Source organism: Streptomyces formicae (assembly GCF_002556545.1).
Classification (GTDB): domain Bacteria; phylum Actinomycetota; class Actinomycetes; order Streptomycetales; family Streptomycetaceae; genus Streptomyces; species Streptomyces formicae_A.
The window spans coordinates 3,952,165-3,967,523 of sequence record NZ_CP022685.1; the positions used below are offsets into that span (position 1 = coordinate 3,952,165).

Consider the following 15,359-nt stretch of genomic DNA (forward strand, 5'->3'; position numbering starts at 1 on the left):
CGCGCGGCCGGCCTCCGGCATCAGGGCGCCCGTACTCAGATCCGCGGATGAGTACTCAACGCACCACGGCGCCCGGAGCGGGCGATGCGGCGACGCGGGCGGCACGACAGGTGCCCGAGGCGAGCAGTGCCTCGGCCACGCCCTCCGCGGCCCCGGCGTCCTTCACCAGGAACGCGGTGGTCGGCCCCGACCCCGAGACGAGCGCGGCGAGGGCACCGGCGGACGTCCCCACCGCGAGCGTCCGCGCGAGCGGCGGGAAGAGCGAGAGAGCCGCAGGTTGCAGGTCGTTGGAGACCGCGCCCGCGAGAGCCTCGACGTCTCCCTCGCGCAGCGCGTCGAGCAGCGCGGGCGAGGCTTCGGGCACGGGCGCGACGGGCGTGAGCCGGTCGAACTCGCGGTAGACGGCGGGCGTGGAGAGCCCTCCGTCGGCGACCGCGAACACCCAGTGAAAAGCGCCCCCGACCTCCAACGGCTCCAGCTTCTCGCCGCGCCCGGTCCCGAGCGCGGCGCCACCCACCAGGCTGAACGGCACGTCGCTGCCCAACTCGGCGCAGATGTCGAGGAGTTCCTCGCGGGACGCCCCGGTCCCCCACAGCGCGTCACACGCCACGAGCGCCCCCGCGCCGTCCGCGCTGCCCCCGGCCATGCCGCCCGCGACGGGAATGTCCTTGGCGATGTGGATGTGCACGTCGGGCGCGATCCCGTACCGCGCGCCGAGGAGCTCGACGGCGCGCGCGGCCAGGTTCGTACGGTCGAGGGGGACCTGGTCGGCGCCGGGTCCGTCGCACGTCACCCGGAGCTCGTCGGCGGGGGCGACCGTCACCTCGTCGTAGAGCCCGACCGCGAGGAAGACGTTGGCCAGGTCGTGGAACCCGTCGGCACGCGCGGCGCCCACCGCGAGCTGCACGTTGACCTTCGCGGGAACCCGCACGGCCACGCTCACGCGCCGGCCTCCTTGTGCTCGGCGACGCGCGCGAACTCCTCCACGGTCAGCGCCTCACCGCGCGCCTGCGGCGAGACGCCCGCGGCGACGAGGGCGGCCTCCGCGGCGGCGGCGGACCCGGCCCACCCGGACAGGGCGGCCCGCAGGGTCTTCCTGCGCTGCGCGAAGGCGGCGTCGACGACGGCGAACACTTCCTTCTTCGTCGCGGTGGTCTTCACCGGCTCGGCACGCCGCACCAGCGACACGAGGCCCGAGTCGACGTTGGGGGCGGGCCAGAACACGTTCCTGCCGATGGAGCCCGCGCGCTTGACCTCCGCGTACCAGGCGGCCTTCACCGACGGCACGCCGTAGACCCGCGATCCCGGCCCGGCGGCGAGCCGGTCGGCGACCTCGGCCTGCACCATCACGAGCGTGCGCTCGATGGTCGGGAAGGTGTCGAGCATGTGCAGGAGCACGGGCACGGCGACGTTGTACGGCAGGTTGGCGACCAGCGCGGTGGGCGCGGCGCCCGGGAGTTCCTTCACCAGCATGGCGTCGCTGTGCACGAGCGCGAAGGAGTCGGCCTTCTGCGGCAGCCGGGCCTGGATGGTCGCGGGCAGGGCCCCCGCGAGCACGTCGTCGATCTCGACCGCGACGAGGCGCTCTGCGGTCTCCAGGAGGGCCAGCGTCAGCGATCCGAGCCCGGGGCCGACCTCGACGACGACGTCGTCCGGGCGGACCTCCGCGGTGCGGACGATGCGGCGGACGGTGTTGGCGTCGATGACGAAGTTCTGGCCGCGCTGCTTGGTCGGGCGTACGCCGAGGGCAGCGGCCAGTTCGCGGATGTCGGCGGGGCCGAGGAGGGCGCCGTGCTCAGTGCTCACGGGTCCAGGTTAAGCGTCCCGACCGGCTGGCCCGCACCGTCCCTTCCACCCGCACCGTGACCCATGCCCTCGTTTCCGCCCCTCGGCGACGGGGGCTGTGCCGATTGCCCACAGCGGTAGCAGCGACGGTCGGCGCCAACTACAACCGCCGTCCACAGTGCGGCCAAGGACTCGCCCCCCGCTGCACGTACAGCTTCTTCGCGCGGAACGTCTGTTCCTCCGCAGGGGCGTCCTGCGGCAGCCCCGTCCCGCCCAGCCCCTGCCACGTCCGCGCGTCGAACTGGTAGAGGCCGCCGTACGTGCCCGAGCCGTCCACCGCCGAAGGCCGTCCGCCCGACTCGCAGTGCGCGAGCGACGACCAGTTCAGGTCGTCCGCCCCGGCCACCGCCGTCGGCATCTGCTTCGTGCCGACCTTCACGATCTGCTTCCGGGGCTCACGCACCACCTCCGACGCGATCCGCCGAGGCTTCTGCTTGACGCCGTTGACCGTCCGCAGCGCGTACGTGACCCGTCGCGCCCCCTGCCGCCCCGCCTGCGCCACGACCTCCGTCCCCCGGAAGAGCGACGCGTCCTCGGTCTTCTCGACGTCGAAGGGGATCGGCTCCTCGCGGACCTCCTTCTTGCCGGAGATCCGCATGACGGTCACCGTCTGCCCGTCGCGCGGAAAACTCGTCGGCGGCACCGACGTCGAGTCCTGCCCGTGCAGCGTCACCCCGGACTCCTCGACGGCCTCCCACACGGTCGCCGCGTTCGTACGGATGGTCCGCTCCCGCCCGTCCGCCATGATCGTGACGGTCCGTTCCGTGCGGACGTCGAGGTCGAGCCCGTCCCGGTCGATGCGCCGACTGCGCGAGGCCGACAGGTGCGCGCCCTCCGCGCGGACCCCGAGCTGCCGCAGCGCCCCGTCCACCGTGTGCGCGGTGGTCCACACCTGGCGCCGCTCCCCGTCGAGGGTGAGGTGGACGGGCCTGCCGTACCGGACGGCGATCTCGTCCCCGCTGGCGAGCGCGGCATCGGCGGCGGGCGCCACGATGTCGTGGGCGCCGACGTCCACGCCCTCGTCGGCGAGGAGCTCACCGACGTCGTCCGCGAAGGTGTGCAGGGTGCGGGGCTTGCCGTCGACGCTGAGCTGGATGGCCTTGTCGTTGGCGACGAAGGCGGAGGTGCCACCGGCGAGGAAGGCGACGACGAGGGCCTGCGGCACCAGCCGCCGCAGGGAATCGGGCCGGTCCGAGGTCTTCTTGCGGCGCGCGGCCCGCCGGGCCTCGGCGCGCCCGCCACCGGCCTGCCCGCCACCGGCCTGCCGGGGCAACCGGGCCTCGCCCGCACCGCCCGCCCCGTCAAAGGGCACGGCGGCCACGTCGTACGGCTCATACGTCTCGTACTGCGGACTGCTCACGATGACGCTCCAGGGGTCCGGACCGGGCGGACAGAACCTAGCGGAGCTCTCGTCACTCTCCAAAGCGGGGCCGCTACGCTGTGTCGCGGTGTTGCCCTGGGGTGTCCCCCACCTGGGGGCTCGTGCCGTTATCGGTCAGTAATCAAAAGCGCGTGCCGTGTTCGCCGAGACGGCGGTGGCCATGGCGTCCTCGTCGATGCCGCGGACCGCGGCCATGGCGCGCAGCGTGACCGGAATGAGATACGGCGCGTTGGGCCGTCCGCGGTACGGGACCGGCGTGAGGAAGGGCGCGTCGGTCTCCACGAGCACGAGTTCGAGGGGCGCGACGGCCAGGGCGTCCCGCAGGGGCTGCGCGTTCTTGAAGGTGACGTTGCCCGCGAAGGACATGAAGTAGCCGTGCTCGGCGCAGATCCGGGCCATGTCGGCGTCGCCCGAGTAGCAGTGGAAGACGGTGCGCTCCGGGGCGCCCTCCTCCTTCAGGACCCGTAGCACGTCCTCGTGCGCCTCGCGATCGTGGATGACGAGCGCCTTGCCGTGCCGCTTGGCGATCTCGATGTGGGCGCGGAAGGACCGTTCCTGGGCGGCCATGCCCTCGGGCCCCGTGCGGAAGTGGTCGAGGCCACTCTCGCCGACGCCGAGGACGTGCGGCAGGGCGGCGAGCCGGTCGATCTCGGCGAGCGCCTCGTCGAGCGCGGAGTCGCCGCCCCCGGCGCGGGCCCCCTGCCGGGACCATCCGTCGGGGTCCCCGTGGACGATGCGGGGGGCCTCGTTCGGGTGCAGGGCGACGGCGGCGTGCACCGCCTCGTGCTCCGCCGCCGTGTCCGCGGCCCACTGGGAGCCGCGGACGTCACAGCCCACCTGCACGACCGTGGTGACGCCCACCGCGGCGGCCTTGGCGAGTGCCTCGGACACCGTCCCCGACTGCATATCGAGGTGGGTGTGGGAATCGGCGACCGCCACCCGCAGCGGTTCGGGCGGGGGCGGCGCGGTGTTCTTGTCGGCGTCGTTCGAAGGCATGCCCCCGATCCTACGAACCCGCGCCCGCCCGGGCTCACGCCCCTTCGGGAGCCCCCCGGTCCCGGTTCACGCCCCCTTGCGGTGCTGGAACGGATGCAACAGGTCCGACAGGTGCCAGTGGTGCTCCTTGCGCGCCCGCTCCCGCTCCATGCTGGCGCGCGCCTTCGCCTCGCACTCCTCGGCCCCCTCCGCGCCGGGGTCGCCGGGCTTGTGATGACGGTGCATCAGGCTCAGTACCGACGAGACCTGCCCCGCCCGCATGATCCGCACGACGTGGCCGCCACAGTTCAGACAGGTGGGCCGGGTCAGCGGCGACGGCACGCGCTGGCCGTCCGCCAGGTACGTCACGAATTCCTGACCCTTGGCGTCGATGTGGTGCTCGATTTCGTACGACTGCTCCCAGCCGTGTCCGCATCGCATACAGGCGAAGGCGTACGACTCGTGAACGACATTGATCGCCGTGGTGTGGTGGCCGGTGTCTGCGATCTCACTCATGCCAGCTGCTCCTCTTGTCCGAGGGACAAGCGCTACCGAGGTCCGGGCAGGACCCGGAACCGGCAGCGTGGGGACGGGTGCGTCCCTTCAACCAGTGGACGCCTTTCCCGGAGCCGACGCATCAGACCTGTCGAGCATTGGAGCCGTTTTGGCCTTTCCTTAGGAAAGAGCCCTGGTGCGCGGCCCGCACTTTGCCTTTTACGATAGTCCTTTGCTCTCCGATGGGGCTGCGCGATCCGCATTCTTTGCCGCTACGACGGCATCGAAGACCGCCCGCTTGGGAAGGCCCGCTTCCGCGGCGACGGCGGCGATCGCTTCCTTCCGCCGCTCGCCCGCCTCCTCGCGCACCCGCACCCGGCGCACCAGCTCGTCGGGCCCGGTCTCGCCCGCGCTCTTCTCCGGGGCGCCCTCGACGACGACGGTGATCTCGCCGCGCACGCCGTCGGCGGCCCACTGGGCCAGTTCCTTGAGGGAACCGCGCTTGACCTCCTCGTACGTCTTGGTCAGCTCGCGGCAGACCGCGGCCCTGCGCTCCTCGCCGAACGCCTCGGCCATCGCGGCGAGGGTGTCGTCGATGCGGTGCGGGGCCTCGAAGTAGACGAGGGTCCTGCGGTCATCGGCGACGTCCTTCAGGCGGGAGAGCCGCTCGCCCGCCTTGCGCGGCAGGAAGCCCTCGAAGCAGAAGCGGTCCACGGGCAGGCCGGAGAGGGCGAGCGCGGTGAGCACCGCGGAGGGGCCCGGCACCGCGGTCACGCGCACGTCCCGCTCCACGGCGGCCGCGACGAGGCGGTACCCGGGGTCGGACACCGACGGCATCCCCGCGTCCGTCACGAGCAGCACGCGCGCGCCGCCCACCAGGGCCTCGACCAGCTCGGGCGTACGCGCCGACTCGTTGCCCTCGAAGTAGGAGACGACACGGCCTCCGACCTGCACCCCGAGTGCCTGGGTGAGGCGGCGCAGCCTGCGGGTGTCCTCCGCGGCGACGACATCGGCAGAGGCCAGCTCGGTGGCGAGCCGGGGCGGCGCGTCGGCGACATCACCGATCGGCGTGCCTGCCAGTACGAGGGTTCCGGGGGAATCAGCGCTTCCTGTCACTGTTCCATCCTCGCAGGGACCAGGGACGGGACTCGCACAGTCTGGTTCCCTACGATGGCGCGGTGACCAGTACCGCGTCTTCCCCGGACACCCGCGAGGGCCAGGCAGCCGAGGAGCAGCCTTCCTGGCAGCGGCGGCTGCGCCGATTCGGCCATGTGGCGCGGCCCAGAGAGGACGTCACGGCACGCCTCGTGCCCCCGTACACCGAGCCGAGCCCCCGTCTGTGGCTGATGCTCGGCGTGCCGAGGACGGCCGCGGAGCAGGTGGTGCGCTGGTCGGGCTGGGTGGGGCCGCTGCTGATCACGCTGGTCGCGGGCGTGCTGCGGTTCTGGAACCTCGGCAATCCGAAGGCCGTGATATTCGACGAGACGTACTACGCGAAGGACGCCTGGTCGCTCATCCACCGCGGCTTCGAGACCAGCTGGCCCGACAAGATCAACGACGATGTGCTGCGGCAGGGCAGCGACATCGCGATCCCGCACGACGCGGCCTACGTGGTGCATCCGCCGGTCGGCAAGTACGTGATCGGCATCGGCGAATGGATGTTCGGCTTCGACCCGTTCGGCTGGCGCTTCATGACGGCGGTGCTCGGCACCCTGTCGATCCTGATGCTGTGCCGGATCGGCCGTCGCCTGTTCCGCTCGACGTTCCTCGGGTGCCTGGCGGGCGCGCTGCTCGCCGTGGACGGCCTGCACTTCGTGATGAGCCGCACCGCGCTGCTCGACCAGGTCCTGATGTTCTTCGTGCTCGCCGCCTTCGGCTGCTTCCTGATCGACAGGGACAAGGCGCGCGCGCGACTGGCGGCCGCGCTGCCGACCGACGAGGACGGGCGCGTACGCCCCGACGCGTACGTCGCCGAGACGGTGCGCCTTGGCTGGCGGCCCTGGCGGTGGGCGGCCGGGCTCTGTCTCGGGCTCGCGTTCGGGACCAAGTGGAACGGCCTGTACGTGCTGGTCCTGCTCTGCCTGATGACCGTGTTCTGGGACGTCGGCGCGCGCCGGGTCGCCGGGGCGTCGCGGCCCTACCGCGCGGTCCTGAAGCGGGACGTGCTCCCCGCGTTCGTCTCCACGGTGCCGGTGGCGATCGCCGTCTACGTGGTCTCCTGGCTCGGCTGGATCCTCTCGCCGACCGACGGCACCGGCGGCTACTACCGCGACTGGGCGGCGACCGACGGGCAGGGCGGCCGCTGGACCTGGCTGCCCGACTGGGTGCGCAGCCTGTGGCACTACGAGCACGCGGTCTACGAGTTCCACGTGGGCCTGTCCTCGCCGCACACCTACCAGTCCAACCCGTGGAGCTGGATCGTCGACGGCCGCCCCGTCTCGTACTTCTACGAGTCGCCGCTGCCCGGCAAGGACGGCTGCCCCGTCGGCACCACCGAGAAGTGCGCCCGCGAGGTCCTCGCGCTCGGCACCCCGCTGCTGTGGTGGGCGGCCGCGTTCGCGCTGCTCTACGTCCTGTGGCGGTGGGTGTTCCGCCGCGACTGGCGGGCCGGGGCGATCCTGTGCGGGGTCGCGGCCGGATATCTGCCCTGGTTCTTCTACCAGGAGCGGACGATCTTCTACTTCTACGCGGTCGTCTTCGTGCCGTTCCTGTGCCTCGCCCTCGCCATGATGATCGGCGCGATTCTCGGACCGCCGGGATCGAGCGAGCGCCGCCGGATCGTGGGCGCCGCGAGCTCCGGCGTCCTGGTGCTGCTCGTCTTCTGGAATTTCATCTATTTCTGGCCGATCCACACCGGCACCGCCATCCCCATCGATTCCTGGCGGTCCCGAATGTGGCTCGATACGTGGGTGTAATGGACACCTTCGGATAACGGCAGCCACTCTCCCCACCTCCGCCCCCTTAGGGTTCAGGGCGAACACCCTTCCCGAATACGTTCGGGAAGGCTCCTGGGGAGGGGAGCGCATCGTGCGCAAAGGAGTAAAGGCCGCTCTGGTCGGCGGGGTCTTCACCGTCATGGTGGGGGGTGCGGGCTACGGCGCGTACAACCTGGTGAACGGACTCAGCGGAGGCGGCGGTTCGTCGGGCGCGGGACCCGCCGCCGTACGGAAGGGACCGCCGTCGGACGACGAGATCCGCGAGGTGTCGCAGAAGTTCCTCGCGGCCTGGGCCAAGGGGGACGCGGACGGGGCCTCGGGGTACACGAACAACTCCGCCGACGCCAGGAAGCTCCTGACCGGCTACCGCGAGGACGCGCACCTGACGAAGGTGAAGCTCACGCCGAAGGAGGCGAGCGGCGCGCGCGTGCCGTTCTCCGTGTCGGCCACGGTGTCGTACAAGGGGAAGAACAAGCCCCTCGCCTACGACTCGCAGCTCACCGTCGTGCGCGGCAAGACCACCGGGCGGGCGCTCGTCGACTGGTCGGCCGCCGTCGTGCACCCCTCCCTGGAGCGGGGCGACACCCTCGTGACCGGCGAGGCGGCGACGCCGCCCATCGAGGCGGTGGACCGCGCGGGCGTCGTCCTGACCAAGAAGGAGTACCCCTCGCTCGGCCCGATCCTGGACCAGCTGCGGGCGAAGTACGGCGATCAGGCGGGCGGCAAGCCGGGCGTCGAGCTGTACGTCCAGCACGAGAACGAGGACGCGGGGACCCGCACGCTGCTCAGCCTCTCCAAGGGCAGGCCCGGCAAGCTGCCCACCACGCTCAGCGCGGGCGTGCAGAAGGCGGCGGAGCGCGCGGTCCTTCGCTACGGGGAGTCGTCCGTGGTGGCGGTGAAGCCGAGCACCGGCGAGATCCTCGGGGTCGCCAACAACCGCGAGGACGCGTTCAACGCCGCGTTCCAGGGCAAGGTGGCCCCCGGCTCGACCATGAAGATCCTCTCGGCGGCGATGCTCATCGACAAGGGCGTCACCAAGGCCGGTGGCGCGGCGCCCTGCCCCGACACGGCGACCTGGCAGAGCCAGACGTTCCACAACCTCAAGGGCATGACGGCGAACGAGAAGGCGACGTTCTCCGAGAGCTTCGCGCGCTCCTGCAACACGGCCTTCGTGAAGCTGATCGACGAGGAGGGCCTCACCGACTCCTCGCTGACCGACGAGGCGCAGAACAACTTCGGCCTGGGCCAGGACAACTGGAAGGTCGGCATCCCCTCGTTCGACGGCTCGGTGCCCGCGTCCGGCGGCCCCGACCGCGCGGCGAACGCCATCGGCCAGGGACAGGTCCAGATGAGCCCGCTGAACATGGCGTCGGTCACGGCCACCGCGATCACGGGCGCCTTCCACCAGCCGGTGATCGTCCCCAAGTCCCTGGACGACCGCGACCTCGCCACGGCCCGCGGCCTGTCCCCCTCCACCGTGCAGCAGCTGCGCGCCATGATGCGCCGCACGGCGGTCAGCGGGACCGGGGCGCGCGCCATGGCGGGGCTCCCCGGTGACATCGGCGCGAAGACGGGCTCCGCCGAGGTCGACGGCAGGGAGAAGTCCGACAGCTGGTTCACCGGCTACCGCGGTGACGTCGCGGCGGCCGCGATGACCCAGGAGGGCGGGCACGGCGGCGACGCGGCGGGGCCGATCGTGGCGGCGGTGCTGCGCGCAGGGTAATAGGTCGGTCGGGCCCTCGCCCGGCCAGGTGAAGAAGTGGTCAAGGGCTTCTCCGAGCGCCTCTAAGGTGGCCTTCCGGTGAGGAGCCGGGGGTTCTGGGGAACTGCGGAGGGTTTGTGGGCAAGCGAAGGCGCGCCGTCGAGCGCAGAAGCGTCGGCATCAAGAACGGCAAGGTGCACCCCGGTGTGCTCGGCGGGGCCGCGGCCGTCGTCGTGTGCGCCGTGGGGGCCACCGCGTTCGCGCTGTCCGGCGGCTCGGAGTCCGGCTCCGGCGGATCCAGCGTCGACGACAAGCCGGTGGCCTCCGGGCCGCCCACCGCTGCCGAGGTGCACGGCACCGCGAAGGCGTTCCTCGCCGCCTGGGCCAAGGGCGACGCGGCGGGAGCTGCCGCGCTCACCGACGACCGCGCCGCCGCGGAGAAGGCCCTGACCTCGTACGCCAAGGAGGGCCGTCTCTCCGAGGTGAAGCTGACCCCGGGCAGGCGGTCGGGCGCCGACGTGCCGTTCAAGGCGGCGGCCACGGTCTCGTACGAGGGAAAGAAGAAGCCCCTCGCCTACGAGTCCGAGCTCGGCGTCGTGCGCCGGAAGAGCGACGGCAAGACGCTGGTCGACTGGCGCCCCGCCGTGCTGCACCCGGAGCTGAAGGACGGCGACCGCCTGGTCACCGGTGAGGCGGGCGACCCTCCGATCAAGGCCGTGGACCGCGACGGGGCCGAGCTGACGGCGGCCAAGTACCCCTCGCTCGGGACGGTCCTGGACGGTCTGCGCGAGAAGTACGGCAAGAAGGCGGGCGGCAAGGCGGGGATCGAGCTGCGCGTGGTGCGGGCGGACAGCGCAAAGAAGAAGGGCGCGACCGGCGCGACCGCCAAGAAGGACGACGCGAAGTCCACGCCCGACAAGACGCTCCTGACGCTCGCCCCCGGCACTCCCGGCACCCTGAAGACCACGTTCAGCGGCTCCCTCCAGGCCGCCGCCGAGCGCGAGACGGCCAAGCGGCAGCGCGCCTCCGTCGCCGTCGTCAAGCCGAGCACGGGCGAGATCCTGGCCGCCGCCAACTCCACCCCCACCGGCTTCAACACGGCCTTCCAGGGGTCGATCGCGCCCGGCTCCACGATGAAGGTCATCAGCGCGTCGATGCTCCTGGAGAAGAAGCTGGCCGGGGTCGACAAGAAGCACCCGTGCCCCAAGTACGAGACGTACGGCGGCTGGAAGTTCCAGAACGACGACAAGTTCGAGATCAAGGGCGGCACGTTCCGTGCGAGCTTCGCGCGCTCGTGCAACACGGCCTTCATCAGCCAGGCCAAGAAGCTGCAGGACGACTCCCTGACCAAGCAGGCCCAGGAGGTCTTCGGACTCGGCCGCGACAACTGGTCGATCGGCGTCCCGACCTTCGACGGCGCGGTGCCGGTGCAGAGCGACGCGCAGATGGCCGCGTCGCTCATCGGGCAGGGCGGCGTGCGGATGAACCCGTTGAACATGGCGTCGGTCTCGGCGACGGTGAAGTCGGGCACGTTCAAGCAGCCCTACCTGGTCTCGCCCGACCTCGACGACCGCACGCTGGCGACCGCCTCCCGCAAGATGTCCGGCTCGACGGCCTCGGCGGTGCGCGACCTGATGCACTACACCGCGACCTCGGGCACGGCCGTGAAGCCGATGTCCGGCCTCGGCTCCGACATGGGCGCGAAGACCGGCTCCGCAGAGGTCGACGGCCAGAAGAAGCCCAACGGCTGGTTCACCGCCTACCGGGGCGACCTGGCGGCGGCCGCGGTGGTCCAGGAGGGCGGCCACGGCGGCGACTCGGCGGGGCCCGTGGTGCGGGCGATGTTGCTGGCCGGGGGCTGACGGAGCCCTGCGGGCGGCTGGGCGGCTGGGCGGTTCGACGGCTGGGCGTGCTGTCCGCGGGTGGGTCGTGGCCGGTCGCGCGGTTCCCCGCGCCCCTTCGGGGCGCTAACCGGTCGCGTGCCCCGTACACCGACCGCTAGCGTGCCGGGCATGAGCGCTACTGAAACCTCCGTCCACCCCCGTTTCGCCGAGGCCCTGCGGGAGCTGGGGCTCGGCGAGCTCGTTTCCGAGGTCCGCCGGTTCCCGGAGCAGACCCGCACCGCGCAGGAGGCCGCGGCGGCCATCGGCTGTGAGCTCAGTCAGATCTGCAAGTCGCTGATCTTCGCGGCGGACGGCGTGCCCGTCCTGGTCCTGATGGACGGCGCCTCGCGCGTCGACCTGGAACTCGTGCGGCGGGAGCTCGGGGCCGAGAAGGTCACCCGGGCCAAGGCGGACGTCGTCCGCGCGACCACCGGATACGCGATCGGCGGCGTACCGCCCTTTGGCCACGCCACCAGGACCCGCGTCCTCGCCGACCGCTCCCTGCTCGGCCACGACGTGGTGTGGGCGGCCGCGGGCACGCCCTACGCGGTCTTCCCGATGGCGCCCAAGACGCTGGTCGCCCACGCGGGCGGGGCCCTGGTGGACGTGCGCGAGATCGCCAAGTGACCCCGCTGGTCGCGGCGGCCGTCCTGCTCGCCGCCGTCACCCACGCGTGCTGGAACGCGATCGCCCACCACATCACCGACAAACTCGTCGGCTTCACCCTCATATCCGGCGGCGGCACCCTGATCGGCCTGCTGCTCGCCCCCTTCGTGCCGATGCCCGACGCGGCGGCCTGGCCCTACCTGGTCCTCTCCGCCGCCCTCCACGTCGGCTACTACGCCCTGCTCATGACGTCGTTCAAGCTCGGCGACTTCGGCCAGGCGTACCCGATCGCGCGCGGCACGGCGCCGCTGGTGGTCACCGTCCTGGCCGCCGTGTTCGCGGGCGAGATCCCCGACGGCTGGCAGGCGGCGGGCGTCGCCGTCTCCTGCGCGGGCCTGACCGGGCTCGCCCTGTGGGGCATACGGGGCACGGGGCGCCGCCCCGACTGGGCCGCGATCGGCGCCGCGCTCGCCACGGGCGTCTCCATCGCCGCGTACACGGTCGTCGACGGCCTCGGCGTCCGCGCCTCGGGGTCCTCGATGGGGTACATCGCGTGGCTGATGATCCTGGAGGGCATCGCCGTCCCCGTGTACGCCGCCTACCGCTGGCGCTCCGAACTGGTCCCGAAGCTCCGACCGTTCGCGGCCGTGGGCCTGCTCGGCGCGGCGCTCTCCGTCGCCGCGTACGGCCTGGTCCTGTGGGCCCAGACGAAGGCGGACCTCGCGCCGATCTCCGCGCTGCGGGAGTCCTCGATCATCGTCGGTGCCGCGATCGGGGCAGTCTTCTTCAAGGAACGGTTCGGGGCGCCGCGACTGCTCGCCGCGGGCCTGATGGTGGCGGGGATCGGGCTGATGCTGCACGCTGGGTGAACCGCACGTGATCCACGAGGAGTTGAGGGGCATGCCCGGTCGTCCGAGCACGCGCTGACGTCGTAGGCCGTCATCGGCCCGTCATCGCGTGCCGCCCTTGAGACGCGGCACAGCGAGCCCTCCCCTGCCCGAAATCCCTTGCGCCCGTGGCGCGTCGGGGCCGGGCGGGCCTCGCACTCGGCCGACCTCCAAGGGATCACCGCACCGTGCCGACCCCCTCCCCCTCCCCGTACCCCGCCCCCTCGCTGTGGCGTGACCGCGGCTTCCGCGCGCTCTGGGCCGGGCAGACCGCCTCCCAACTCGGCGAGCACACCGCCCTGATGGTGCTTCCGCTGATCGCCGTGCTGACCCTCGGCGCCGACGCGGGGCAGCTCGGCGCCCTGCGTGCCGTGGGCCAGGCGCCGGTCCTGCTGCTCTCGCTCCTCGTCGGCGCGTGGGTGGACCGCCGGCGCACCCGTACCGTCATGGTCCTCGCCGACGCGGGCCGGGCGCTCGCGCTCTGCGGTGCCGCCGCGGCCTGTCTGCTCGGCGGCCCCGGGCTGCCGGTCCTGTGCGCGATCGCCTTCGCGGTCGGGGCCCTCTCGGTCTTCTTCGACGTGGCCTACCAGGCGTCCCTCGTCCGGCTCGTGGACCGCGACCTGCTCGTACCGGGCAACAGCGCGCTCGAAGGCAGCAGGTCGGCCGCGCAGATCGGCGGCCCGGCGCTCGGCGGGGTCCTCGTGTCGCTCTCCGCGGCGGTCGGCGCCGCCTCGGGTGCGGCCTTCTTCGTCCTGTCCTTCCTGTCGATCCGGCGGATGCGGCGCGGCGAGCCGGTCCCCGGGCACGCGCCGCGCGAGGGCGGCGTCCGGCGGCGGATCCACGAGGGTGTGCGCTTCGTCGCGGGTGACGCGTCGCTGCGCGCCGTGGGTCTCGCGTCGGCCGCGTTCCAGTTCTTCCTGGCCGCCACGATGACCTGCTACCTGCTGTTCCTGCCCCGCGAACTGCACCTGTCGGGCGCCGCCGTCGGCCTCGCGCTCGCGGCGACGGGCCCCGGCGCGCTGATCGGCTCGCTGCTCGCCGCCCGCCTCCCGCGGCGGTTCGGACACGGCCCGGTGCTCGTGGCGTCGGCGGCGATCGGCGACGGCGCGCTGCTGTGCGTGCCCGCGCTGCACGGTCCCGCCGGGGTGACCCTCCCCGCCCTCCTGGCGGTCAACGTCGTCTTCGGTACGTTCGGTCAGCTGGTGAACGTCACGGTCATGGCCGTCCGGCAGGCCGTCACGCCGGACGGGCTACAGGGCAGGGCGGCCGCGACGATCACGTTCGCGGGGCTCGGCCTCGCCCCGCTCGGCTCGCTGCTCGGCGGGTTCCTCGCGCAGGAGTGCGGCCTCCGCGTCGGGCTCCTGGTGGCGGCGTCGGGGATGCTGCTCTCGCCTGTCGTGATGGCTCTGTCGCCGCTGGCCCGCCTGGGCAGGACGCTGCCGACGCCTTCTAGAGGGCCGAGCGGACCGCCCGCACCAGCGCCTGGGCCCGGGGATCCGCGGTGACGCCCTTCGCGAGCCCGTTGGTCACGTACCCGAAGGCCACCCCCGACTCCGGATCGGCGAAGCCGAGCGCACCACCGCGTCCCGGGTGACCGAAGGAGCCGGGGCCGAGCAGCGGGGACGCGCCGCCGTGCAGCATGTAGCCGAGGCCGAAGCGGGTGTTCACGACCAGGACGCGGTCGGGGCCGGCGGACGCCTCGGCCCTCGCCGCCTCGACCGTCTCCGGCGTGAACAGCCGTGTGCCGCCGTCCACTTCGCCGATCAGCGCGGCGTAGAAGCGGGCCAGGGCGTCCGCCGTGGCGATGCCGTTGGACGCGGGCAGGGCGGCGGCTCGGTACGCCGGGTCGTTCTCGTCGGGGGTGGGGTCGATCGTCCCGAAGGCACGGCGGGTCAGCGACGCCGGGTCGGCGTACGCGTCCGCCACGTTCCGCTTGGGCCGCACGCGCAGGCCGCCCGCCGCCTCGGGCGGCTCGATCCGGCCCACCCGGCCCGCCCGTGCCGCCTCCGCGTCGGGAAGCCCGACCCAGAGGTCGAGCCCGAGCGGCCGCGCGATCTCGGCGGCGATCCACTCCCCGACGGGCCTGCCCGTCACGCGCCGCACCAGCTCGCCGGTGAGCCAGCCGTACGTGTGCGCATGGTAGCCGTGGCCGGTGCCCGGCTCCCAGAACGGGGCCTGCGCGGCGACCGCGGCGGCGGCGAGGTCCGGGTCGAGCGCCTCGGTGGGGGTCAGCGGACGGTCGAGCGCGGGCACGCCCGCGCGGTGCGCGAGCACGTGCCTGACCAGGACGTGTTCCTTGCCGCGCGCCTTGAACTCCGGCCAGTACGCGCCGACGGGGGCGTCCAGGTCAAGATCCCCGCGCTGGTGCAGCAGGAGCAGCGCGGCGGCCGCCACGCCCTTGGTCGCCGAGCGGACGATCTGGGCGGTGCCGTGCTCCCACGGCTCGGTCCCGGACCCGGGCCCGTCGGCGACCCCGTCGACGTCCTTCGTGCCGCCCCACAGGTCCACGACCTTGCGCCCGTCCCGGTACACCGTGACGGCGGCGCCGCGCTCCCCGCGCTCACCGAAGTTGCGTACGAAGGCGTCCCTGACCGCCTCGAACCCGGCGGCCGCCGTGCCGTGCACTCCACCTATGACGTCGTCCATGAA

At 72.7% G+C, this 15,359-nt stretch carries 13 protein-coding genes; 6 read left to right on the forward strand and 7 right to left on the reverse strand.

Annotated features, from left to right (window positions below; translation table 11 throughout):
• Positions 1-55: 55 nt before the first annotated feature.
• From KY5_RS16925 to rsmI, 6 genes are all read right to left on the reverse strand, one after another.
• Complete coding sequence (locus tag KY5_RS16925; RefSeq protein WP_098243037.1) at positions 56-943, reverse strand: 4-(cytidine 5'-diphospho)-2-C-methyl-D-erythritol kinase; 888 nt, start codon at positions 941-943, stop codon at positions 56-58.
• Positions 940-1,806 carry a 16S rRNA (adenine(1518)-N(6)/adenine(1519)-N(6))-dimethyltransferase RsmA gene (rsmA, locus tag KY5_RS16930; protein WP_098243038.1) on the reverse strand — a complete coding sequence of 289 codons (867 nt, stop codon included), beginning with the start codon at positions 1,804-1,806 and terminating at the stop codon, positions 940-942. The genes KY5_RS16925 and rsmA overlap by 4 nt, the downstream gene beginning before the upstream one ends.
• Positions 1,807-1,945: 139 nt before the next feature.
• Positions 1,946-3,205 carry a ubiquitin-like domain-containing protein gene (locus KY5_RS16935; RefSeq protein WP_418952786.1) on the reverse strand — a complete coding sequence of 420 codons (1,260 nt, stop codon included), beginning with the start codon at positions 3,203-3,205 and terminating at the stop codon, positions 1,946-1,948.
• Between the two features lie 135 nt (positions 3,206-3,340).
• Complete coding sequence (locus tag KY5_RS16940) at positions 3,341-4,222, reverse strand: TatD family hydrolase (protein ID WP_098243039.1); 882 nt, start codon at positions 4,220-4,222, stop codon at positions 3,341-3,343.
• Positions 4,223-4,288: 66 nt separating this feature from the next.
• A complete protein-coding gene (locus KY5_RS16945; protein ID WP_098243040.1) occupies positions 4,289-4,717 on the reverse strand; it encodes a hypothetical protein in 429 nt (142 codons plus the stop codon).
• A gap of 198 nt (positions 4,718-4,915) precedes the next feature.
• On the reverse strand, positions 4,916-5,812 hold the full coding sequence (gene rsmI / locus KY5_RS16950) for a 16S rRNA (cytidine(1402)-2'-O)-methyltransferase (RefSeq protein WP_098243041.1): 897 nt from the start codon (positions 5,810-5,812) through the stop codon (positions 4,916-4,918).
• A 62-nt stretch (positions 5,813-5,874) separates the two neighbouring features.
• Here rsmI and KY5_RS16955 point away from each other — a divergent pair, with 62 nt between their 5' ends.
• From KY5_RS16955 to KY5_RS16980, 6 genes are all read left to right on the forward strand, one after another.
• Positions 5,875-7,611: a dolichyl-phosphate-mannose--protein mannosyltransferase gene (locus KY5_RS16955; RefSeq protein WP_098243042.1), complete on the forward strand. Its 1,737-nt coding sequence runs from the start codon at positions 5,875-5,877 to the stop codon at positions 7,609-7,611.
• Between the two features lie 112 nt (positions 7,612-7,723).
• The gene (locus tag KY5_RS16960; RefSeq protein WP_098243043.1) at positions 7,724-9,355 is read left to right on the forward strand and encodes a penicillin-binding transpeptidase domain-containing protein; all 1,632 of its coding nucleotides are present in this window, start codon (positions 7,724-7,726) and stop codon (positions 9,353-9,355) included.
• A 116-nt stretch (positions 9,356-9,471) separates the two neighbouring features.
• A complete protein-coding gene (locus KY5_RS16965) occupies positions 9,472-11,196 on the forward strand; it encodes a penicillin-binding transpeptidase domain-containing protein (protein WP_418952787.1) in 1,725 nt (574 codons plus the stop codon).
• Positions 11,197-11,346: 150 nt separating this feature from the next.
• On the forward strand, positions 11,347-11,844 hold the full coding sequence (locus tag KY5_RS16970; protein WP_098243044.1) for a YbaK/EbsC family protein: 498 nt from the start codon (positions 11,347-11,349) through the stop codon (positions 11,842-11,844).
• Positions 11,841-12,692 (forward strand): DMT family transporter, encoded by an 852-nt coding sequence (locus tag KY5_RS16975; RefSeq protein WP_098243045.1) that lies wholly within the window; start codon positions 11,841-11,843, stop codon positions 12,690-12,692. The genes KY5_RS16970 and KY5_RS16975 overlap by 4 nt, the downstream gene beginning before the upstream one ends.
• A 206-nt stretch (positions 12,693-12,898) precedes the next feature.
• Positions 12,899-14,215, forward strand: a complete 1,317-nt coding sequence (locus KY5_RS16980; protein WP_234362754.1) for an MFS transporter — start codon at positions 12,899-12,901, stop codon at positions 14,213-14,215.
• Here KY5_RS16980 and KY5_RS16985 read toward each other — a convergent pair.
• Entirely contained in the window at positions 14,160-15,356 is a 1,197-nt protein-coding gene (locus tag KY5_RS16985) for a serine hydrolase domain-containing protein (protein ID WP_098243046.1), read from the reverse strand. The genes KY5_RS16980 and KY5_RS16985 overlap by 56 nt on opposite strands.
• Positions 15,357-15,359 lie beyond the last annotated feature (3 nt).

What these genes read in the sequence shown, in the direction of transcription:
- KY5_RS16940 (WP_098243039.1), bottom strand. Translation starts at nt 4,222, where the DNA reads ATGCCTTCGAACGACGCCGACAAGAACACCGCGCCGCCCCCGCCCGAA.
- KY5_RS16945 (WP_098243040.1), bottom strand. Translation starts at nt 4,717, where the DNA reads ATGAGTGAGATCGCAGACACCGGCCACCACACCACGGCGATCAATGTC.
- KY5_RS16970 (WP_098243044.1), top strand. Translation starts at nt 11,347, where the DNA reads ATGAGCGCTACTGAAACCTCCGTCCACCCCCGTTTCGCCGAGGCCCTG.
- KY5_RS16985 (WP_098243046.1), bottom strand. Translation starts at nt 15,356, where the DNA reads ATGGACGACGTCATAGGTGGAGTGCACGGCACGGCGGCCGCCGGGTTC.